The sequence below is a fragment of the Pseudomonas sp. 3-2 genome, from assembly GCF_019710535.1.
In the GTDB taxonomy this organism is placed as follows: Bacteria; Pseudomonadota; Gammaproteobacteria; order Pseudomonadales; family Pseudomonadaceae; genus Aquipseudomonas; species Aquipseudomonas pharyngis.
In genome coordinates, this window is record NZ_CP081200.1 from 3,458,781 (window position 1) to 3,481,359 (window position 22,579).

Annotated in this window: 19 protein-coding genes; 13 read left to right on the plus strand and 6 right to left on the minus strand. The window is 61.5% G+C overall.

Annotation, left to right across the window (positions count from 1 at the left end; all coding sequences use genetic code 11):
- Positions 1-48: 48 nt before the first annotated feature.
- The 10 genes from K3819_RS15540 to K3819_RS15585 all read left to right on the plus strand — a co-directional run bounded on the left by K3819_RS15540 (position 49) and on the right by K3819_RS15585 (position 12,032).
- On the plus strand, positions 49-894 hold the full coding sequence (locus K3819_RS15540) for a polysaccharide deacetylase (protein ID WP_085730857.1): 846 nt from the start codon (positions 49-51) through the stop codon (positions 892-894).
- A complete protein-coding gene (locus K3819_RS15545; protein ID WP_221397400.1) occupies positions 887-1,777 on the plus strand; it encodes a polysaccharide deacetylase in 891 nt (296 codons plus the stop codon). The genes K3819_RS15540 and K3819_RS15545 overlap by 8 nt, the downstream gene beginning before the upstream one ends.
- Entirely contained in the window at positions 1,774-3,126 is a 1,353-nt protein-coding gene (locus tag K3819_RS15550; RefSeq protein WP_221397401.1) for an MmgE/PrpD family protein, read from the plus strand. Before K3819_RS15545 ends, K3819_RS15550 begins: the two co-directional genes overlap by 4 nt.
- A gap of 16 nt (positions 3,127-3,142) precedes the next feature.
- Positions 3,143-4,321 (plus strand): MFS transporter, encoded by a 1,179-nt coding sequence (locus K3819_RS15555; RefSeq protein ID WP_221397402.1) that lies wholly within the window; start codon positions 3,143-3,145, stop codon positions 4,319-4,321.
- A gap of 157 nt (positions 4,322-4,478) precedes the next feature.
- Positions 4,479-5,174: an HPP family protein gene (locus tag K3819_RS15560; protein WP_221397403.1), complete on the plus strand. Its 696-nt coding sequence runs from the start codon at positions 4,479-4,481 to the stop codon at positions 5,172-5,174.
- A 357-nt stretch (positions 5,175-5,531) separates the two neighbouring features.
- Positions 5,532-8,348, plus strand: coding sequence for a cytochrome P450 (locus K3819_RS15565; RefSeq protein WP_085610370.1), 2,817 nt, complete (start codon positions 5,532-5,534; stop codon positions 8,346-8,348).
- Positions 8,349-8,351: 3 nt separating this feature from the next.
- Positions 8,352-8,756: a RidA family protein gene (locus K3819_RS15570; protein ID WP_221397404.1), complete on the plus strand. Its 405-nt coding sequence runs from the start codon at positions 8,352-8,354 to the stop codon at positions 8,754-8,756.
- A complete protein-coding gene (locus K3819_RS15575; RefSeq protein ID WP_085610372.1) occupies positions 8,749-9,603 on the plus strand; it encodes an alpha/beta hydrolase in 855 nt (284 codons plus the stop codon). The genes K3819_RS15570 and K3819_RS15575 overlap by 8 nt, the downstream gene beginning before the upstream one ends.
- Before the next feature lie 167 nt (positions 9,604-9,770).
- Positions 9,771-10,877, plus strand: a complete 1,107-nt coding sequence (locus tag K3819_RS15580; RefSeq protein ID WP_221397405.1) for an enoyl-CoA hydratase/isomerase family protein — start codon at positions 9,771-9,773, stop codon at positions 10,875-10,877.
- 3 nt (positions 10,878-10,880) lie between these two features.
- Entirely contained in the window at positions 10,881-12,032 is a 1,152-nt protein-coding gene (locus K3819_RS15585; protein WP_039768643.1) for an acyl-CoA dehydrogenase family protein, read from the plus strand.
- A gap of 89 nt (positions 12,033-12,121) precedes the next feature.
- Here the strand turns inward: K3819_RS15585 and K3819_RS15590 are convergent, their stop codons facing one another.
- The 6 genes from K3819_RS15590 to K3819_RS15615 form a co-directional block, all read right to left on the minus strand.
- Positions 12,122-12,895: an enoyl-CoA hydratase gene (locus K3819_RS15590; protein WP_221397406.1), complete on the minus strand. Its 774-nt coding sequence runs from the start codon at positions 12,893-12,895 to the stop codon at positions 12,122-12,124.
- Between the two features lie 14 nt (positions 12,896-12,909).
- Complete coding sequence (locus tag K3819_RS15595) at positions 12,910-14,037, minus strand: acyl-CoA dehydrogenase (RefSeq protein WP_085610374.1); 1,128 nt, start codon at positions 14,035-14,037, stop codon at positions 12,910-12,912.
- Between the two features lie 141 nt (positions 14,038-14,178).
- Positions 14,179-15,372, minus strand: a complete 1,194-nt coding sequence (locus K3819_RS15600) for an acetyl-CoA C-acyltransferase (RefSeq protein ID WP_085610375.1) — start codon at positions 15,370-15,372, stop codon at positions 14,179-14,181.
- Between the two features lie 12 nt (positions 15,373-15,384).
- Positions 15,385-16,146 (minus strand): SDR family NAD(P)-dependent oxidoreductase, encoded by a 762-nt coding sequence (locus K3819_RS15605; RefSeq protein ID WP_221397407.1) that lies wholly within the window; start codon positions 16,144-16,146, stop codon positions 15,385-15,387.
- 15 nt (positions 16,147-16,161) lie between these two features.
- Positions 16,162-17,826, minus strand: coding sequence for an AMP-binding protein (locus K3819_RS15610; RefSeq protein WP_221397408.1), 1,665 nt, complete (start codon positions 17,824-17,826; stop codon positions 16,162-16,164).
- A 184-nt stretch (positions 17,827-18,010) separates the two neighbouring features.
- Positions 18,011-19,027 carry an AraC family transcriptional regulator gene (locus tag K3819_RS15615; protein WP_221397409.1) on the minus strand — a complete coding sequence of 339 codons (1,017 nt, stop codon included), beginning with the start codon at positions 19,025-19,027 and terminating at the stop codon, positions 18,011-18,013.
- Positions 19,028-19,206: 179 nt separating this feature from the next.
- Here K3819_RS15615 and efeU point away from each other — a divergent pair, with 179 nt between their 5' ends.
- From efeU to efeB, 3 genes are read left to right on the plus strand one after another with little or no spacing between them, the layout of a single operon-like run.
- The gene (gene efeU / locus K3819_RS15620; protein ID WP_221397410.1) at positions 19,207-20,046 is read left to right on the plus strand and encodes an iron uptake transporter permease EfeU; all 840 of its coding nucleotides are present in this window, start codon (positions 19,207-19,209) and stop codon (positions 20,044-20,046) included.
- Positions 20,047-20,054: 8 nt separating this feature from the next.
- Positions 20,055-21,254, plus strand: a complete 1,200-nt coding sequence (gene efeO / locus K3819_RS15625) for an iron uptake system protein EfeO (RefSeq protein ID WP_221397411.1) — start codon at positions 20,055-20,057, stop codon at positions 21,252-21,254.
- Between the two features lie 17 nt (positions 21,255-21,271).
- Positions 21,272-22,570: an iron uptake transporter deferrochelatase/peroxidase subunit gene (efeB, locus tag K3819_RS15630; RefSeq protein WP_221397412.1), complete on the plus strand. Its 1,299-nt coding sequence runs from the start codon at positions 21,272-21,274 to the stop codon at positions 22,568-22,570.
- Positions 22,571-22,579: the final 9 nt, after the last annotated feature.

The following is a 22,579-nucleotide window of genomic DNA, read 5'->3' on the forward strand; positions in this document are numbered from 1 at the left end:
CTGGCAAGCCAGCTCCCACAGGGGTCGTGAACAGTTGGAGAGTTATCGATGTCCTCCTTGCAACCCACCTGGCCCGACCAGCACAAAGCCTGCCTCGCCCTGGCCTTCGACCTCGACGGCCCGACCGGCGATGCCATGCTCAACAACTCGATCTGGCACAAACCCGAATACTTCGGCTTTGGCGGCTACGGCCCCTACCGCGCCTTGCCACGCCTGCTGGATCTGCTCGACACCTTCAAGATCCCGACCACTTTCTTCGTCCCCGCCTGGGTCGTGGAAAACTGGCCGAAACAGTGCCAGGCCATCGTCGAGCGCGGTCATGAAGTCGCCTACCACGGCTACAAACACGAATCCTTCTACGCCCTGACGCTGGACCAGCAGCAGGCCGTGATGAACAAGTCCCGCGATGTGTTCTGGCAATACCTGCACATCCGCGCCGAAGGTTTTCGCACCCCATCCGGCGACTGGCGCGCCGAAACCCCGGCGATGCTGGCCGACAACGGTGTCATCTATTCCAGCAGCATGCGCGGCGATGACCGCCCGTATCTGGTCAACGTCCCCGGCCATGACACGCCGCTGGTGGAGATTCCCGGCCGCTGGGAAATGGACGACTACGCCTCCCTCGCCTACACCCGCGCACCGAACTTCCCGTCCGGGCTCGACCGCACTGCCAGCTACGAGCTGACCCTCGACAACTGGCAACGCGAGTACGACGGCGCGATGGACGAAGGCCTGTGCCTGACCACCCTGTTCCACCCGAAAATCACCGGCAAACCGGGGCGCATCCTGTTGCTGGAGAAACTCTTCGAGCACATGCGCCAGCGCGATGACGTGTGGTTCGCCACTTGCCGCGACGTCGCCCGCTGGTGGCTGAAGGAGCATCACCATGGCTGACGCTGACAACCTCTGGCCCGCCGGCAAACGCTGCGCGGTGGTGCTGACCGTCGATTACAACGACATCCACGGCATTCTCACCCAGGCCCCGGAAGTCGCCGGGCGCGACAAGACGCTGTCGGTGTGGCGCTACGGCACGCAACGCGGCGTCGAGCGTTTGCTCGGCCTGTTCAGGGAACTCGGGGTGCGCAGCAGCTGGTTCGTGCCCGGCATCGTCGCCGAGGAAAACCCGCAGCACATCGCCGCGATTCTGGCTGACGGCCATGAAATCGCCTGCGCCGGTTACCGCCATCAGAATTACGACACGCTGGATCTGGCGGCGCAAAGCGCGGAAGTCGCCAAGGGTTGTGCAGCGCTGCAAGCATTGACCGGCGTGCGTCCGACCGGTTTCCGGATTCCCGCCGGCAACGGCGCGCCGGGCTTCATCGAAGCCTTAAAAGATCACGGCATTCACTGGTCTTCCTCATGGCGCGGCGATGATCTACCGTTCTTGCACCCGACCGCGCCCGAAGTGGTCGAGCTGCCGCTGCATTACGAACTGGAAGACGAACCTTATTTCGCCTTCAACCTGAGCCCGGCCGTGCCGCCGGCACAATCGCGGATCGCTTCCTACAGCCACACCCTGGGCAACCTGCAAATGGACTTCGCCGGGTTCCACCGCTTCGGCCTGTGCTACGTGCTGCGCCTGCACCCGGAAATCATCGCCACGCCGGGGCGCATCGGTGTGCTGCGCGAATTGCTGCAAGGCATTCAGCAGCATGACGACGTGTGGATCGCCACCGGAGCCGAAGTCGCGCAGTGGTGGGCGCAAACGGCGGCGCCGGTCACGCAGGATCATCCGGCGTCGGTGTATGAGCGCCATTATCGGGACTACCTCGTATGACGGAACGCATGCAGCGGCTGGCGCAGTTTTGCGTCGAGACCCGCTTTGAAGACCTGCCGCCAGCGTTGGTGGAACAGGCCAAGCGGCACATTCTCGACACCTTCGGCGCAGCGCTGGCCGGGGCTGACAGTGCGGTGGCGCTTCAGGCACGGCAGGTGTTCGGCGCCGAGCCGGGCACCGCGTTGGTCTGGGGTTCATCGTTGCGGGTCGGCGCGGGGCATGCGGCCTTGCTCAACGGCATCGCCGCCCATGCGCTGGAGCTGGACGACACCGGCGGTTGCGATCACTCGGGCGCGGTGGTGTTGCCGGCGGTGATGGCGGCGCTGTCACTGGTGGATCGGCCGGTGGACGGTCGCGAGTTCATCACCGTCGTGGTGATCGGCTACGAAATCGGCCGGCGGGTGCTGGAAGCCTGCGGCAGTTATTCGGCGCACAACGGCGCCGGCTGGCACTCCACCGCCACTTGCGGCGTGTTCGGCGCGGCGGCAGCCTGTGCGCGGATCTTTGCGCTGGATGTCGGGCAGACCGTGTCGGCACTAGGCATCGCCGGCAGTTTCAGCGGCGGGTTGTGGGCGTTCATCCACGACGGTTCGCAGAGCAAAAAACTGCACAGTGGCCGGGCGGCCGAGGGTGGCTTGCTCGCCGCGCGTTTTGCTCGCGAAGGCGTCAGCGGGCCGTCGGTGTTGTTCGAGGATGTCTGGGGTGGTTTTCTCAAGACCCTGGCGCCGGCCAGCGCACAACCGGATGCGCTGGATGCCGATTTGGGAAAGGTCTGGAAACTCGCGCGCTGCTCGATCAAACCCTATGCCGCGTGCCGTGGCACCCATTCGGCCATCGATGCGCTTGGGTTGTTGCTGGAGCAATTGCAGGTCGGCGCCGATCAGGTGGAAGACATCCAGGTGCACCTGTGCGGGTTTCTGCTCGACATGTGCGGCGGTCGCGACATCCAAAGTCTGGCCGCTGCGCAGATGAGCCTGCCCTACGCCCTCGCCGCGCGACTGGTGCACGGTCATTGCCGACTCGAGGCTTACGATGAGCAGCCACGCAACGATCCGCGCATCGCTCACTGGCTGACGCGCATTCGCCTTGAAGTGGATGAGCGACTGTCGGAGGATGGCGAGCCGGTGGTCGTGGTGCGAACCCGCGACGGGCGCCAGGCGAGCTTGTGTGTCGAGGTCCCGCTGGGCGCTCCGGGCAATCCGCTGAGCGAGGCGGCGCTGGAGGAGAAGTTTTTCAGTCTGGCGTTGCGAGTCATTTCACCGGTCAAGGCCGAGCCGTTACTGGCGCAGCTGCGGCAACTGCAAACACTGGATTCCGTGCGCGATCTTGAGTACCTGTTAACCGAATAAGGACATTTGATTTTCCGTGGCCACCTACTCGCTCGTTATCCGCCGCCTGATGATCGTCTCGCTGACCATCGTCGTCAGCCGCGCCATCACCAGTCCGTTGCTCACGCTGTTTCTGAGCAACAAGCTCGGTCTCAACCAACAGGACGTCGGGTTGTTATTGGGCATCGCGGTGTTCATCGCCACCCTGCTTGCGCTGTACGGCGGCTACATCATCGACCGGCTCGAGAAGCGCCGGTTGCTGATTCTGGCGATGCTCTCCAGCGCCATCGGCTTCGTGCTGCTGACCTTCGCCAAAGACCTCTACCTGACCACCGCAACCCTGGTCATCACCGAAACCGCCTCGGCGCTGTTCTTGATCGGCTCCAAGGCGATCCTCAGTGAAAACCTGCCCATGGGCCAGCGGGCCAAGGCGTTTTCCCTGCGCTATACGCTGACCAATATCGGCTACGCCACCGGCCCGATGCTCGGCGTGGTAATCGCCGGGGTCTACCCGATTGCGCCGTTCCTGATTGCCGCCGGCATCGCTTTCGGCAGCATCTTCCTGATGATCGGGATTCCCAAGGATGCCAGCCCGGTCGCCGCCATCGGCCAGCCGCAAAGCTTCCTGAAAACCCTGATCACCCTGAAAAACGACCGCACGCTGATCATGTTCACCTGCGGCTGTCTGCTCAGCACCGTGGTTCACGGCCGCTTCACCCTGTACCTGTCGCAATACCTGCTGGTGGTCGAGGATTCGCAGCGCGCGTTGCAAACCATGGCCGCCCTGCTCGCCTGCAACGCCATCGCGGTGATCCTGCTGCAATACCAGATCGGTCGCTTCCTCAACCGGGAAAAACTGCGCTATTGGATCGCCGCCGGCACCAGCCTGTTCATCGTTGGATTGATCGGCTTCAGCCTGGCCGACAGCCTGGTGACCTGGTGCATCGCGATGTTCATCTTCACCCTCGGCGAGATGATCATTTACCCGTCGGAATTTCTGTTCGTCGACACTTTGGCCCCGGAAGAACTGCGCGGCAGCTATTACGGCGCGCAGAACCTGGCGGCCCTCGGCGGCGCGCTGAGCCCGGTGATTTGCGGCTTTCTGCTGATGCATACGCCTGCGCCGACCATGTTCTACGCCCTCAGCGCACTGACGGCGATGGGCGGGATTCTGTGTTTCATGAGTGGGCGGCGCGTGGCTTTACTGCATAAATAATGCACTGAAACTGCATTTATATGAATTTGTCAGCATCGTGATTGCTTGGCACACTGTGCGCGTTCCTCCCCCAATAGTTGGAACACTTCGAAGGACTTTCCGCGTTTACGGACAAGTCCTTTTTTTTGCCCCGGATTTCGCAAAGGATCGATTCTGCATGCTCGCTCGCTGGTTGCCCGCCGCCATCAACACCCGTCCCACCGAATGGAGCCGCGCCGCCATCGGCATGGCCCTGGGCACGTTGTTCAGCGTGTGGGCGTGCAGTCAGGTGTTCGGCATTGAAATGGCCTACCACCTGATCGGCCCGCTGGGCGCTTCGGCAGTGTTGCTGTTCGCGGTGTCCTCCGGCGCCCTCGCCCAGCCATGGTCGATCATCGGCGGCTACCTGTGCGCAGGCGTCGTCGCGTTGCTGGTGGCCCACGTCCTCGGCCGAACCCTCGGCAGCGCCTGCCTTGCGGCGGGTATGGCGCTGATCCTGATGTGCTGGCTGCGCTGCCTGCACCCACCGGCCGGCGCCGTGGCATTGACGATGGTGCTGGCCGATCCGATGACCATCGCCATGGACTGGAAAGCCCTGGAACCGGTGATGCTCAGCGCCGCCTGCCTGCTGCTGGCCGCCCTGGCCTACAACAACCTCACCCGCATCCGCTACCCGAAACGCCCCGCCGAACCGGCGCCGGCCGTGGCGCCGGTGGATATTCAGTCCATCACGGCCGAAGATCTGAAACTGGCACTGGCCGATATGGAGGCGTTCATCGATGTCACGCCGGAGGATCTGGAACAGTTGATTCATGCCAGTGAGTTGCATGCCAAACGGCGGAGTATTGGTGAAGTGCTGAGTGGACGCCGGTAAGACGTGATCCGACCGAAGGTTGTCGGGCGCCCTTGCCAAGACATGGCCAACGTCTACCTTTCAACCTTGTACCGCACAGATCTGTCTGCTTTTCACTTGGAAGTCTGGCCCGCAGTAATGTCCAGTAGCGATGACATCGGTAGTCTGGCTATGGAAGAACGCTCAACGTTGTTGAGAAGCGAGCTGGCTTTGCGCTTTGACTGAACCGTTACTTTCCTCAAACATCGCAGTTCCCGCGTAACCTGCAGTCCGCCCGGATGCCCCGCTTTTCACTGGCGGGCCAGCGTGTTTTCGCCAGCTCCGCGAATCTGGTGGTTTTCGAATCCATGGTTTCGAAATCTGCGAGAGGAACGTTTCATGAGCGACCCACTGCTGAAGTTGCTGCAAACGCCCTTGTTCGACCCCGAGAAGCGCCATCGCGCGTCTCTGCGCGAATATATGGATCTGAATATCGATCGTATGCGCGCGATCATCGGTAACGGGCTCATGACTAATGCCATGTGGCTGGGCCAACCCCGTCAGTCTGAATTCCGGTTGATGCTTGAACGTGCAGCGCTTATTGGCGCCTGGGACTATTCACTGATTGCCTGCATCGTCGACCACTTCATTGCCGGTGACGCTTTTTTTGCCCATGGCAGTCAGAACCAGATCGCGCAGTATCAACAGGAGATCTGTCAGCTGGATGCGGTTTACGCTTTTGGCTGCACGGAGATCGCCAGCGGCTCCGATGTTGGCAACCTGCAAACCACAATCACCCATGCCCCTCACAAACATTGTCTGATTCTGAACTCGCCCACTGCACAGTCCTGCAAGTTCTGGATCGGCAACGCCCTGCACGCAGCAGTGGTGGTCATGGTACTGGGGCGTCTGATGGTCAAAGGTGTGGATGAGGGGTTGCACTGGTTCCGCGTGCGAATTCGCGAGGAAGAAAATGGCCCGCTTTTGCCAGGCGTCAGGATTACCACTTGCGATCCCAAGGGCGGGATCCACGCCAATCAAGTCGCCGGCATCCGCTTTAGCAAAATGAAGTTGCCGCTGGGCGCGCTGATGCAACGCTATGCCAGGTTCTCTGCGCAAGGTGATTTCAGCAGCGACATCCCGCCAAAAGAACGCTTGAAAAGCGCGATGCAGACATTCATCCAGGAACGCCTTTTCCTTATTGCTGCCGCTCGTGGTGGCGCCAGTATGTGTGTTTACCTGACGTATCGTTTCGGCTTGAATCGTTTGCTCAAGGGTAACGAAGGCAGCCAGTCTCTTCTGACCAAGGCACTGTTCCAACAACGCCTGTATGTCGAACAACTCAAGGTGCTGGCCCTGAAGATGCTGGAGCGGGCGGTGCTGTCGCGGTTCGAAGCGTACTGGCATCAGCCGGCCAGACGGACAGAACTGCATATTCTTGCCGCCATCGTCAAAATTGTCGGCACGTGGCTGGGTCTGGAGGTCATGAGGGCATGCAGAGAGCTTTGTGGTTCGCAGGGTTTTCACCATCACAACCAGATCGTCACCTTGTGCATGGATCACGAGATCAGCACCACCTTTGCTGGTGATAACAATGTCCTGTGCTGTCAGGTTGCCCGGGACGCGATAAACCGGCCGCGGTCTGCCTCTGACAACATCGCACAGCAAATTGAATCTTCAATTGTTGATGAGTGCCGCCGTGCCGGTGATTTTTCCCATTGTCAGGCTGTAGCGCTCACCTACGCTCGAGCGCTGGATCTGATAATCGACGAAGGTAAACGCAATAGGCTTGTGTCATCCGAGATATTCGAGGACATCGTCCACGTCTTTTCCCCGAAACTTTACCAATGGGGGCTCGCTGCCAACACCGAGCTGGAGCAGAACGCCACCGAAGCTCGACTGAGCTTGATAAACAAGCTGCTCAAACCACCGTCAGAGCTGGTCAGTGCCCCCATCGACAAAAAAGACTACATAAAACACTTCACGAAACCGCTGTACGAAAGGGAGCCGGATTTCTCGAACCGCAATACGATTCGCAACCCTTACCGGGCGTATGCCTGGCTGCGGGAACATCAACCGGTCTACTGGTGCGAACACTTGCAGGCGTGGTTTCTGACGCGTCATTGCGATGTTTTCGCTGCACAAGCTGACGCCCGGCGTTTTTCGTCAAACCGCATGCAACAACTGATCGACGCGCGGGTGCCTGAAAACAAACGCACGCATCTGACCGAATTCATCAAACTGGCGTCCCGATGGATGTATTCCCAGGATGGCGCAGTTCACAAGGCCAGTCGTCAATTGCTGGGCAATGCCTTTACACCCCGCTCCATCGAATCCTTGCGGACAATCATTCAAGACATCACTGATCGCGAACTGTCGAGGCTGCGCGGACAGACCGATTTGAAAGCCAGGCTTTTTGACCGGATTCCAGCCCTGATTCTGGCTTGGCTTTACGGCATGGAGGAGGATGACGCGCTAAAGCTTCGACGCTGGACGCGAGACATTGTCATGTTTCTCGGCGGCAGCCAGGATGCGGATCAGGGGCCGGATCAGGCCCTGGAAGGCATCAAGGAAATGTACGCCTTTTTCGCTGAGCTCATTGAAGAGCGGCGCAGGCAACCCAGAGATGACCTCGTGAGTCGGGTACTGGAGAGTGGCCAGAACAGCGCCGCCAGTGTTGATGAAGTGCTGGCACAGATCGTGTTCATTCTGGTTGCGGGTTACACCACCAGTGCAGACCAACTGTGTCTCGGCCTGTTGCATTTGCTAAAGCATCCCGAACAACTCAAGGCCCTGAAGGCTGACCCGACACTGATCGACTCATTCATTGAAGAAATGCTGCGCTTCGACCCTGCCGGCTCCTTGAGCCACAGGGTGCTCATGGAGGACGTCACCATTGACAACGTCACGATGAAAAAGGGGCAGCTGGCTTACTTGATACGAGCCTCAGCCAATCGTGATCCGACAAAATTCCCCAATCCCGACAAGTTCAATATTCGTCGCCCAAAGTGCGATCACCTGACGTTTGGAAGAGGCGAACATTTTTGCTTGGGCACGGTGCTATTCAGGCTAGAGGCCAAGATCGTATTCACCTCGCTGTTGCAACGCTTCCCCGACTTGCATCTCATCACGCACCGGCCTGCTACGTGGCGCAACAGCAACCTGCAATTCCGGGGTTTGAAGACACTTCCAGTCGATCTGGGCACAGGAGCCTGAGTCATGAAATTCAAACGTGTTTATTCCGGAGCACCTTGGGAACGCCTCGCCGGTTACTGCAGAGCCGTGAAGGCTGGCAACACTATTCTGGTCGGAGGGACGGTGGCATTTCGCAAAAACGGCAAGCCCTTCAAACCTGGCGATGCGTACGCCCAGACACGGCGATGTCTGAAAATCATCGAACAGGCGCTGAAGCAACTGGGTGAGGATCGTACCCGCATCATTGCCACGCGCATGTACACCACCAATATGGATAACTTGCCAGAAATCGCGCGGGCGCACAAAGCGTTTTTCGAAGGGCATCCACCGACGACAATGTTGCTGGAAGTCTCTCGACTGGTCAGCCCTGAGTACGTTATCGAGATCGAGGCAGAGGCCCGTTCGGGCAGGAGCTGCGGCCATGGATGAAACCTCGTTGACTGTAGAGGACGCCAGAACGGCGTTGCGTGAGGCGCAAGTCACCTGCGTTCATGACCTGGCGATTCAAAGCCATGGCCGGTCACTGCCGCTGCGCCTCTACACGCCACCCGGCAAGAGGCCATTTCCCGTGCTGGTTTTCTTTCATGGCGGGGGGTGGGTCACGGGAGACCTGGACACGCATGACGGATTCTGCCGGTTGATGTGTGAGTGGGCTGGTTGCGCCGTGGTCGCCGTTCATTACGCCCGCCCTCCGGAACACTTGTTTCCGGCAGCTCTGGAAGACTGCTGGACAGCTTTCAAGTGGGTGACACGGCAAGGCGTTGATTGCGGACTGGATATTTCAAGCATTGCAGTCGCAGGAGGTGGTTCAGGAGGCGGGATGGCCGCCGTCATCAGCCAGCGCGACGCTGAATGTGACAAGCCAGGTATCTGCTCTCAGTTGCTGCTTTACCCTTTGCTCGATTGCCACACACGCCGCCGCTCCCACACGAAATTCGGGCAAGGACATGGACTGACCACAGACATGATCGAATGGTACCTCGGTCACTACCTGCCGCCCGGTACATCGCGCGTGGACAGACGGCTGTCGCCCCTGCTCAGTGACTCGCTGCGTGGATTGCCCCGGACGTTGATCATCACCTGCGGACTTGACGTTCTGCGGGATGAAGGCCGTGCCTACGCGAGGCGATTGCGAGCAGCAGGTGTCACTGTCGAACACAAAGAGTTTTCGGGGATGCGTCACGGTTTCATGAACTACCCCGCCGCCCATGAAGAGGCCAGGCGCGCCCTGTTGCTTTGCGCCCGGACCCTTCAAGCACAGCTTCGCGGCGAATGACGGCAGGGACTGGAATCAACGCCTGCAAGCAGCTTTCCAGACAAGGCAAAAATGCAGACAGCCCATGCACATATCCCCGTTGTACACGGCAAATTTGCACTGTTACGATCCGCTAACGCTCGCGCGCGAGCTTCTCGAATAAAGACAATAAAAGCAGGGAGTTAGTGATGACTGCTCAGGCTTCATCCCCGCGGACTTCGTCCATGGATGCCACGCCGCACGAAGTGCTGGCCGAGGTTCGCAATCACATCGGTCATCTGACCCTCAACCGCCCCGCCGGCCTCAATGCCCTGACCCTCGACATGGTGCGCCAGCTCCAGCGGCATCTGGACGCCTGGGCCGCCGATGCCGATATCCACGCGGTGGTGCTGCGCGGTGCCGGCGAAAAAGCCTTTTGCGCCGGTGGCGACATTCGCTCGCTCTACGACAGTTTCAAAAGCGGCGAGACGCTACACGAAGATTTCTTCGTCGAGGAATATGCCCTCGACCTGACAATCCACCATTACCGCAAACCGGTGCTGGCGCTGATGGACGGTTTCGTTCTCGGCGGCGGCATGGGGCTGGTGCAAGGTGCCGATCTGCGGGTGGTCACCGAGAAGAGCCGTCTGGCGATGCCGGAAGTGGCGATCGGGTACTTCCCGGATGTCGGTGGCAGTTATTTCCTGCCACGGATACCCGGCGAGCTGGGGATTTACCTGGGCGTCAGCGGCGTGCAGATCCGTGCAGCAGATGCGCTGTATTGCGGCCTGGCCGACTGGTATCTGGAGAGCAGCAAACTCGGCATCCTCGACGAACAACTCGATCACCTGGAATGGCACGACACGCCGCTCAAGGATCTGCAAAACCTGTTAGCCCGCCACGCCGTGCAAACCCTGCCGGATGCGCCGCTTGAAGCCTTGCGCCCGGCCATCGACCACTTCTTTGCGTTGCCGGACGTGCCGAGCATCGTCGAGCAACTGCGCGCCGTGACCGTCGCCGACAGCCACGAATGGGCAACCACCACCGCCGACCTGCTGGAAACCCGCTCGCCGCTGGCCATGGGTGTGACCCTGGAAATGCTCCGTCGCGGCCGCCATCTGAGCCTGGAACAGTGCTTCGCCCTCGAACTGCATCTGGATCGCCAGTGGTTCGAACGTGGCGACCTGATCGAAGGCGTGCGCGCCCTGCTGATCGACAAAGACAAATCACCACGCTGGAATCCGCCGACCCTGGCCGCGCTGCACGCCGAACAGGTCGCAAGTTTCTTCCACGGTTTCGCAGAGAGCGGGAGCTGAGCCATGCACGATCTCGAATTGACTGAAGACCAGGTCATGATCCGCGACATGGCCCGGGACTTTGCCCGCGGCGAAATCGCGCCCCACGCACAAGCCTGGGAAAAGGCCGGCTGGATCGATGACGGTCTGGTGGCGAAGATGGGCGAACTCGGCCTGCTGGGCATGGTGGTGCCGGAAGAATGGGGCGGCACGTACGTCGACTACGTGGCCTATGCGCTGGCAGTGGAAGAGATTTCTGCCGGTGACGGCGCCACCGGCGCGTTCATGAGCATCCACAACTCGGTAGGCTGCGGCCCGGTGCTGAACTACGGCAGCGAAGAACAGAAACAGACCTGGCTGGCGGATCTGGCCAGCGGCGCGGTGATCGGCTGCTTCTGCCTGACTGAGCCCCAGGCCGGCTCCGAAGCCCACAACCTGCGCACCCGCGCCGAACTGCGCGACGGGCAATGGGTGATCAACGGCGCCAAGCAATTTGTCAGCAACGGCAAGCGGGCGAAGCTGGCGATCGTGTTTGCGGTGACAGATCCGGATCTGGGCAAGCGTGGCATCTCGGCATTTCTGGTGCCGACCGACACGCCGGGCTTCATCGTTGATCGCACCGAACACAAGATGGGCATTCGTGCTTCCGACACCTGCGCGGTGACGCTGAACAATTGCAGCATTCCTGAAGCCAATCTGCTGGGTGAACGCGGTAAAGGTTTGGCAATTGCCCTTTCCAACCTTGAAGGCGGACGCATCGGTATTGCCGCGCAAGCATTGGGCATCGCCCGTGCGGCGTTCGAGGCGGCGCTGGGTTATGCCCGTGATCGGGTGCAGTTTGGCAAGGCGATTGTCGAGCACCAGAGCATCGCCAACCTGCTGGCGGACATGCAGATGCAGATCAACGCGGCCCGCTTGATGATCCTGCACGCGGCGCGGCTGCGCACGGCGGGCAAACCGTGTCTGTCGGAGGCTTCGCAGGCCAAGCTGTTTGCGTCGGAAATGGCCGAGAAGGTGTGTTCGTCAGCGATTCAGATTCATGGCGGGTATGGGTATCTGGAGGATTACCCGGTTGAGAAGTACTACCGGGATGCGCGGATTACCCAGATTTATGAGGGGTCGAGCGAGATACAGCGAATGGTGATTGCTCGGGAGTTGAAGAACTACCAGCTCTAAAAGCATCGCCAGCAGGCTGGCTGCCACAGGGATTTGTGTAATCACAGATCCAATGTGGGAGCCAGCCTGCTGGCGATGGAAGCGCCGCGTTATTTGCCTTGGAACTCCGGCGCACGCTTGGCCACAAACGCCGCCATCCCTTCCTTCTGATCCTGCGTCGCAAACGCCGCATGGAACACCCGACGCTCGAAGCGCACGCCTTCAGTCAGGTTCACTTCGAATGCACGATTCACGCTTTCCTTGACCATCATCGCAATCGGCAGCGATTTGCTGGCGATCACTGCGGCGACTTTCAGCGCTTCGTCCAGCAATTCGGCACTCGGCACGATCCGCGCAACGATGCCGCAGCGCTCGGCTTCCACCGCGTCGATCATGCGGCCGCTCAGGCACATTTCCATGGCCTTGGCCTTGCCCACCGCGCGCGTCAGGCGCTGGGTGCCGCCCATGCCCGGCAGCACGCCGAGGTTGATTTCCGGCTGGCCGAATTTGGCATTGTCGCCGGCCAGGATGAAGTCGCACATCAGCGCCAGTTCACAGCCGCCGCCCAGGGCAAAACCGTTGACTGCGGCGATGATCGGCTTGCGCCGGTTGGCTACGCGGTCGCTGTCGCTGAACAGGTCGTCCATGTAGATCTGCGGGTAGGTCAGATCGGCCATTTCCTTGATGTCCGCGCCGGCGGCAAAGGCTTTGGTCGAGCCGGTGATGACGATGCAGCCAATATTCGCGTCGGCTTCAAAACCATCGAGCGCGCGGTTCACTTCGCTGACCAGCTGCGCGTTGAGGGCATTCAGCGCCTGCGGGCGATTAAGGGTGATCAGGCCGACGCGGCCATGGGTTTCCAGCAAAATCGTTTCGTAACTCATGTGCAGATTCCTTCTCAAAGATTGCGCGAAATGACCATGCGCTGAATGTCGCTGGTGCCTTCGTAGATCTGGCAGACCCGCACGTCGCGGTAGATGCGCTCCAGCGGGAAGTCGCTGAGGTAACCGTAACCGCCGAGGGTTTGCAATGCCATGGAGCAGACCTTCTCGGCCATTTCCGAGGCGAACAGTTTGGCCATCGACGCTTCCACCAGCGCCGGCTGACCGCTGTCGCGCAGGGCGGCGGCGTAATGCACCATCTGCCGCGCCACGGCGATCTGAGTCGCCATGTCCGCCAGACGGAAGGCCACGGCCTGATGCTCGATGATCGGCTTGCCGAAGGTGTCGCGTTCGCGGGCGTAATCGCGCGCCGCTTCGAACGCGGCGCGGGCCATGCCCACCGATTGCGAAGCGATACCGACACGGCCACCTTCGAGGTTGGCCAGGGCGATCTTGTAGCCCTCGCCCTCCTCGCCCAACCGGTTGGCCACCGGCACTTTCACGTCTTCGAACAGAATCTGGCAGGTGTCCGAGGCGTGCTGGCCGAGCTTGTCTTCGATGCGGGCAACTTTGTAGCCCGGCGAGTCGGTCGGCACGATGAAAGCGCTGATCCCGCGTTTGCCGGCACTCGAGTCGGTGACCGCAAACACGATCACGACCCCGGCGTTCTGCCCGGAAGTGATGAACTGTTTGCAGCCGTTGAGCACGTAGTGATCGCCTTCCAGCCGTGCACGGGTTTTCAGGCTGCTGGCGTCGGAACCGGCCTGGGGTTCGGTCAGCGCGAAGGCTCCGAGCATCTCGCCGCTGGCCAGCGGTTTGAGGAAGCGCTCGCGCTGGTCGTCGTTGCCGAACTTGAGGATCGGCACGCACCCCACCGAGTTGTGCACGCTCATGATCGTCGAGCATGCGCCGTCGCCGGCAGCGATTTCTTCCAGGGCCATGGCGTAGGCCAGGTAGCCGGTGTCGCAACCGCCCCACTGCTCCGGCACCAGCATGCCGAAGAAGCCCAGCCCGGCCATTTCGCCGATGGCTTCTTTCGGGAAGCGGTGTTCGCGATCCCACTCGGCGGCGAACGGTTTGAGCCGTTCCTCGGCAAACTGCCGGGCCATGTCGCGGATTTGTTGTTGGTCGTCATTGGGAATCATGGTGAATCCTTATTCATTGGCACCGTCTATCCCCTGTGGGAGCGGGCTTGCTCGCGAAAGCGGTGGATCAGCACAGTGAGTGTTGGCTGATAGGACGCTTTCGCGAGCAAGCCCGCCCCCACAATTCGAGATGCGCGAGCTTTAGTAGAGGCATTCCACGGCCATCGCCGTGGCCTCACCGCCACCGATACAGATCGCCGCAACGCCGCGTTTCAGGCCTTTCTGGCGCAGGGCCGAGAGCAAGGTCACCAGAATCCGCGCGCCGGACGCACCGATCGGATGACCCAACGCGCAGGCGCCGCCGTGGATATTCAGCTTGGCGTGAGGAATTTCCAGGTGCGTCATCGCCGCCATGCCGACTACGGCGAAGGCTTCGTTGACCTCGAACAGATCGACCTGATCCAGCGACCAGCCGGTTTTCTTCATCAGCTTCTTGATCGCACCAATCGGCGCCACCGGGAACAGGCCCGGGGTATCAGCGAAGGCTGCGTGGCCGTGAATCACCGCCAGTGGTTTCAGACCCTGTTTCTGCGCTTGCGACTGGCGCATCAGCACCAGCGCAGCAGCGCCGTCGGAGATCGAGCTGGAGTTGGCCGCAGTTACCGTACCGCCCTCGCGGAACGCCGGTTTCAGCGAAGCGATCTTGTCCAGTTTGGCCTTCGGTGGCTGCTCGTCGTTGCTGATGATCACTTGTTCTTTGCCGACGGTCACGGTCAGCGGAACGATCTCGGCCTTGAAGCTGCCGTCCTGGATCGCCTGCTGGGCGCGGGTGGTCGAGGCGATGGCGAAAGCGTCCTGAGCCTCGCGGCTGAAGTCGTTGGTTTCGGCGCAATCCTCGGCGAAGGTGCCCATCAGACGACCCTTGTCGTAGGCGTCTTCGAGGCCGTCGAGGAACATCGAATCCAGCACCCGGCCGTGGCCCATGCGGTAACCGGCACGGGCGCGGTCCAGCAGGTACGGCGCGTTGGACATGCTTTCCATGCCACCGGCGATCACCACATCGGCACTGCCGGCCAGCAGCATGTCGTGAGCCAGAATGGTGGTCTCCATGCCCGAGCCGCACATCTTGTTGACCGTGGTGCAGCGGGTGGATTTGTCCAGCCCGGCGCCCAGCGCAGCCTGACGCGCAGGTGCCTGACCGAGACCGGCAGGCAATACGCAGCCGAACAACACTTCATCGACCGCATCGGTGGCGACACCGGCGCGTTCAACCGCAGCCTTGATCGCCGCCGCGCCGAGTTGTGGCGCGGTCAGGCTTTTCAGTTCGCCCTGGAAACCGCCCATCGGGGTGCGGACGGCGCTGACGATGACAATCGGATCGTTGGAGATGGTCATGGGAAATCCTCCTTACTTGGCGGCCATGCGCAAGGCACCGTCGAGACGGATTACCTCGCCATTGAGCATGCTGTTTTCAATGATATGCCGCACTAGCGCGGCGTACTCGGCAGGTTTGCCCAGACGCGGCGGGAACGGCACGCCGGCGGCCAGCGAGTCGCGCACTTCCGGGGTCATGCCGGCCATCATCGGGGTTTCGAAAATGCCCGGAGCGATGGTCATCACGCGAATGCCGAAGCGCGCCAGCTCACGGGCCGCAGGCAGGGTCAGGCTAGCGATGGCGCCTTTGGACGCGGAATACGCGGCCTGGCCAATCTGGCCGTCGAACGCCGCAACCGACGCGGTGTTGATGATCACACCACGCTCGCCGTCGGCGTTGGCTTCGCTTTCGGCAATCGCTGCCGCTGCCAGACGCAGCATGTTGAAGCTGCCGATCAGGTTGACGTTGATCACCTGAGCGAAGCTGGACAAGGCGTGCGGGCCGTTCTTGCCGAGGATCTTCTCGCCGCGAACGATGCCGGCGCAATTCACCAGACCATTCAGGCTGCCGAAGGCTGTAACGGTCGCCTGCACGGCGGCTTCGGCGGCGGCTTCGTTGCTGATGTCGGCAACCACGCTTTGCGCGCCGAGGCGCTGAGCCTGGGCAAAAACGGCATCGGCGTTCATGTCCACCAGCATCACTTTGCCGCCGGCGTTCACCAGCAATTCAGCGGTAGCGGCACCCAGGCCGGACGCGCCGCCGGTGACGATAAAAACCTTGTTCTCGATCTGCATGACTGACTTCCTGATTCAAGCTGAAACGGTGTGCGCCGCGGCCTCTTGAGCCTTGGCGATTTCCTGGTTGCGCAAGATAAAGCGCTGCAATTTGCCGCTCGGGGTTTTCGGCAACTCGCTGACAAATTCGATTTCACGGGGGTACGAGTGCGCGGCCAGACGCTTGCGCACGTGTTGGCGCAATTCTTCGGCCAGCGCTGGTTCGGCGCGGTATTGCGGGTTGAGCACGACGAAGGCTTTGACCAGTTCGGTGCGCTCCGGATCGGGCTTGCCGACCACTGCCGCTTCGACCACGGCCGGGTGTTCGATCAGTGCGCTTTCCACGTCGAACGGGCCGACCCGGTAGCCGGAAGTGGTGATGACGTCATCGCTGCGGCCGACGAAGCTGATGCTGCCGTCCGGGTTCCACTCGACGGTGTCGCCGCTCAGGTAGTAATCGCCGACGAAAGCCTTGGTTGGTGCGCCTTCATAGCCGGCGAACCAGCACATCGGCGACTGCGTGCGGTCGATGGCGAGGATGCCGGGCTGGCCGACGCCGAGTTCATTGTTCTGCTCGTCGAGCACCACGATGCGATGGCCCGGCGAAGCGAAACCGGCGGCACCGAGGTGGATCGGGTGTTCGAGGCCGTGGTGGTTGCACAGAACCATGCCCAGTTCGGTCTGGCCGTAGTGATCGTGGATGACCACGCCGAGGTTGTCGGCGAACCAGCGGATCACTTCCGGGTTCAACGGCTCCCCGGCGCTGCTGACGATGCGCAGCTTGCCCTTGATCGACCTGGCGAACTCATCGCCACCGGCAATCAGCAGGCGATACGCCGTGGGCGAACCGGTGAGGTTGGTGATCCCGTACTTGTTGATCACCCGGCAGGTGCTTTCGAGGGTAAACGGGCCATCGTAGAACGTGATCGGGTGGCCCATCGACAACGGGCCGGTCACACCAAAATAGATGCCGTAGGCCCAGCCCGGATCGGCGACGTTCCAGAACGCATCTTCCGGGCGCAGGTCCACGGCATCGCGGGTGTAGCTCTGGAACGCCACGATGGCCTTGAGCGGCACCGACAGCGCTTTCGACGGGCCGGTGGTGCCCGAGGTGAACATCAGCAGGAACGGGTCTTCGCCGGTCAGCATCAGCGGTTCGCAGACACTGGAATGGTTGGGCAACTCGGCCCAGAAACTGAAATCGCCACGGACGATGCCCTGGCCTTTCGGGCCGCCGACGGTGACCAGTGTCGGGCAATCGGCGACTTCGCTGAGTTTCGGCCGGTTGGCGGCATCGGTGACCACCACTTTGGCGCCGGAGCTGTTCAGGCGATGTTCGAGGGCTTTGGGGCCGAACGCGGTGAACAGCGGTTGATACACCGCGCCGATGCGCCAGGTGGCGAACACGGTGATCAGCAATTCGATATTGCGCGGCAACAGGCCGGCGACCTTGTCGCCCTTCTGCACGCCCTGGGCGAGAAGGAAATTGGCAAAACGCGCGGCTTTGTCCTGCAGGTCGCTGAAGGTGTACGTCGCACTGGTGCCATCGCGGCCTTCCCAGAACAGGGCGATGCGCCCCGGCAAGGCGTGGCGGTCACAACATTCGACGCAAGCGTTGAGCGCCTCGAGCGTACCGCTGAGCGCGGCATCCACGGTGTGCTGATAATCAAACTGTGCGGTGGCAGACAAGTAATCGCGCATTGCCAGAATCCCTCTGTTCTTATTAGGTTGGGGAACCGTAAACAACAGAGGAATACTCGCGCCGCACGCCGGCTGCGGCAATGGTCAAAGCCCTCAAAGTGGATGACTGGTTTGGCCAAGATTCCGGACTTTGATCGCTCCCACGCCGAGCGTGGGAACGAGAATCAACGGTGGGAGGTGTGGGTCAGGACGCTTCGTTGAGGATCAAGCTGCGATAGTGCCCAGGATTAGTCCCCGACCACTTGCGAAACGCCTTGTAGAACGAGCTGGCATCGGCAAACCCCAGCCGCGTGGCGATCTCGGCAAAACTGATCGAAGGCTCCGCCAGCCAGGTGATCGCCAGCTCCTTGCGCACGCTGTCCTTCAAACCCTGATAGGTCTGCCCTTCTTCCGCCAGACGTCGGCGCAGGGTCGAGGCCGACATGCACAGTTGCTGGGCCAGTGCGTCGGTTTCCGGCCAGTGTTCGGCGGGCAGCTGCCGCAGATCCTGCTTGATCCGGCTGGCGAGGCTTTCCGGGTCGCGGTACTTCACCAGAATGTTGGCCGGGGCATGGGCCAGGAAGCGTTTCAATTCCTCGGCGCTGCGCTTGATCGGCAGATCCAGCACGTCGGCGGCGAAAATCATCCGCGTGCGTGGCCGGTCGAAGCGCAGGTTTTCCGAGAACATCACCCGATAGTCATCACAAAAATCCGGCGCCGGGCAGCGCAGCTCGATGGCCAGGATCGGAATCCGCCGCCCCGCCAGCCAGCACGCCACGCCGTGGACGATCATCCAGTAAGTGAAATAGGTGAAGGCGCGACGCGGTTCCGGATCGTCTTCCAGCAGCACGATCTCCGCCAGACTCTGCTGGTGCACCAGTTGCGCCGGCAGGCGTTCAAGCATCAACGACAGGAAATTCAAACCGCTGCTCAGCCCGGTCGCCAGGTTCGGCTGGGCCATGGCGCTGCGGCAGAGGAATTCGAGGCTGCCGGATTTCAGCTTGCGCGGGTCCATGCCGAAGAACTCGTCATCGCCGCGCCGCGCCAACAGGCGCCACAACCGCGCGTACTGGCTGGCCGGCACACGGGCGTCATCGGTGGGCAGCAACGCCGGATCGATCCCGACCTTGCTCAAGACTTCTTCCGTGGCCACGCCCGGGGCACAACTTTGCAGCAGTGCTTCGCGCACCAGTTGAATGGCGATGGTGTCTTTTTCCGACATGGAACGCGCGCAATCCTGTTGTTGTTCGAGTGGCGGGCATCTTAGCGCAGCTGGCTGGGCGGCGTGGATGTTCAGACTCGTTCAGCTGAGGTTCAGCTAAATGTCAATGAATGCCATGTGAGAATGACTTTCATTATGTTACAACTTGTAACCTCATTTCGTTACACAGTGACCGCCGAATGCTCGTTCCCTTTTTGATCATGTTGCGCGAAGGCATCGAAGCCGCGCTGATCGTTGGCATCATCGCCAGCTACCTGCAACAGACCGGCCGTGGCCAGTGGATGCCGGCGGTGTGGATCGGCGTGTTTCTCGCTGCTGCGCTGGCGTTGCTGGTCGGCGGTGGCCTGGAGCTGGTCAGTGCCGAATTCCCGCAAAAGCAGCAGGAACTGTTCGAAGGCGTGGTCGGCCTCGTCGCTGTGGGCATTCTCAGTTCGATGGTGTTCTGGATGCGCAAAGTGGCGCGTTCGATCAAGCATTCACTGCAAGCCTCCCTCGATCATGCGCTGACCGCGTCGAAGCATCAGGTCATCGCGCTGATCGCCATGGTGTTTTTCGCCGTGGCCCGGGAAGGCCTGGAAACCGTGTTCTTCCTGCTCGCCGTGTTCCAGCAGAGCGAAGGCCCGGCCGCGCCGATCGGCGCCCTGCTCGGCCTGATTCTGGCGATCGTCGTCGGCTTCCTGATCTACAGCGGCAGCATGCGTTTGAATCTATCGGCGTTCTTCCGCTGGACCGGGCTGTTCATCCTCGTGGTCGCCGCCGGGATTCTCGCCAACTCGGTGCAGGCCCTGCATGAAGCTGGGGTGTGGAACCACCTGCAAACCGTGCTCTTCGACTTCAGCGCGACGCTGCCGATGGACGGCCCGCTGGGCTCGGTGCTCACCGGCATGTTTGGTTATCAGGATGCACCGACCGTCAGCACCCTCGGCGCGTACCTGATTTATCTGCTGGTGGCGCTGGTCATGTTCTTCATGCCGGCACCCAAACCCGCTGCCCAATCGTCTTCCGTTTCCAGCCAATAAGGGCCTTCATGTCAAAGCCTAAAATTCCTCAGGCCTCGCCTCCCCGCGCCTTGCGCTGGGCGGTGGCCGGTTCGGTGATTGTGATGATCGCCGCCGGTGGCCTGTTCTACTACGCCTCGAAACTGGCCACCGCCAAACGTCAGCACAACCGTGACGAAGTGGTGGTCAACATCCATCCGCACAGTTGCGAACCGAACGCCCTGACGGTGCCGGCCGGCCGCGCCAGTTTCCGCATCGTCAATCGCTCCGACCGGGCGGTGGAGTGGGAAATCCTCGACGGCGTGCTGGTGATCGAAGAGCGCGAGAACATCGCGCCGGGCCTGAGCCAGGTGATCAACGCCAACCTGCAACCCGGCGACTACGCCATCACCTGCGGCCTGCTGAGCAACCCGCGCGGCACCCTGCACGTGACGCCAACCGCCGCCTCCGATGCCGCCGCCAAGGCCAAGCCGTCGATGGTTGCCTTCGTCGGGCCGCTGTCGGAGTTCCGTGTCTACCTGGCCAGCCAGGGCAGCGCGCTGATCAAAGCCGTGACGGCGCTGAATCAAGCCATCGACAGCGGCGATCTGGCCCAGGCCCAGGCGTCGTATTTGCCGGCCCGTGCCGCGTACCAGCGTCTGGCCCCCGCCGCACAACGCCTGGCAGAGCTGGACAACAGCATCAACGCCCGCGCCGATTACTTCGAAAAACGCGAGCAGGATCCGGCCTTCGTCGGTTTCCACCGCCTCGAATACGCGCTGTTCCAGCAACGCAAACTCGAAGGGCTGACACTGATTGCCCAAGGCTTGCTCGACAACGTCACCACGCTCAAACAACAGCTGCTGGCCCAATCCCTGCCGCCGGAGCAACTGGTGGAAATCGTCGTGCGCAACCTCAACACCCTCGCCGACGTGCGCGCCGCCAGCGGCGAAGAGGAACGCTACAGCCACAGCGATCTCAACGGCTTCGCAGCCAATCAGGAAACCGCGCACAAAGTCGTCGAATTGCTGCGCCCGCTGCTGAGCAAATCCGCCGCCGACCTGCTACCGAAAATCGACGGCGCACTGGCTGATTTCGATTCCACGCTGAACGGCTTCAAGGTCAAGGACGGCTACGCCAGTTACGACACCCTTAACGGTGAGCAACGCAAGCAGATCGCCGACAAGGCCAAGGCTCTGGCCGACGCCCTCGACGCCATAGATCCCGCCCTCGGCCTCTCCGGCCTGTAAGCAGAAGACGAATACCGATGAACGATTCCGAACACTTCAACCTGCAACGTCGCCGCGTACTGATGGGCATGGGCGCCGCCGGCGTCGCACTGGCCGGTACTGCCCTGAGCTGCCCGGCGATGGCCGCCGCCCCTGCGCAAGTCACCGAAGCGCCGAGCAGCGACAAGACCCAGGATCACCACGATTTCCATGGCGTGCACCAGACTGGCATCGTCACCCCGCGTCCGGCGGCCGGCATGCTGGTGTCGTTCGATGTGCTGGCCAGCGACCGTGAAGACCTGGAGCGTCTGTTCCGCACTCTCAACGAGCGCATCGCATTCCTGATGAAGGGCGGCCCGGTGGCGCAGATCGATCCGAAGTTGCCGCCACCGGATTCCGGCATCCTCGGCCCGGTGGTGACACCGGACAACCTGACCATCACCGTGTCCGTCGGCGAATCGTTGTTCGATGAGCGTTTCGGCCTCGCGTCCGCCAAACCCAAGCGTCTGGTGCACATGGTCGGTTTCCCCAACGATGCGCTGGAAGCCGATTGCTGCCACGGCGACCTGAGCCTGCAGTTCTGCTCCAACACCGCCGACACCAACATCCACGCCCTGCGCGACATCGTGAAGAACCTGCCGGACCTGCTGCTGGTGCGCTGGAAACAGGAAGGCAGCGTGCCGCCGCAAGCGCCGGCCAAGCCCGGTGTGCCGGCGCAATCGGCGCGTAACTTCCTGGGTTTCCGCGACGGTTCGGCCAACCCGGATTCCAACGACGGCAAGGCCATGGACCGCATCGTCTGGGTGCAACCGGGCAGCGACGAACCGGCCTGGGCCACCCACGGCAGTTATCAGGCGGTGCGGATCATCCGCAACTTTGTCGAACGCTGGGACCGCACGCCGTTGCAGGAACAGGAAAGCATCATCGGCCGAGTCAAAACCACCGGCGCGCCGATGGGCGCCAGCCATGAGACCGAAGTCCCGGATTACAGCAAGGATCCGGAAGGCAAGCTGACCAAGCTCGACGCGCACATTCGCCTGGCCAATCCGCGCACCGCCGCGAGCCAGGCCAACCTGATCCTGCGCCGGCCGTTCAACTACTCCAACGGCGTGAACAAGAACGGCCAGCTCGACATGGGCCTTTTGTTCATTTGCTATCAGGCCGATCTGGAAAAAGGCTTCATCACCGTGCAGACCCGCCTCAATGGCGAGCCGCTGGAGGAATACCTCAAGCCGGTCGGCGGCGGTTACTTCTTCACCCTGCCGGGTGTCACGGGCGACAAGGACTTCATCGGTCGCTCGCTGCTCAACGCTACTCAACCAAAAACAACTGCATAGCATTCAACA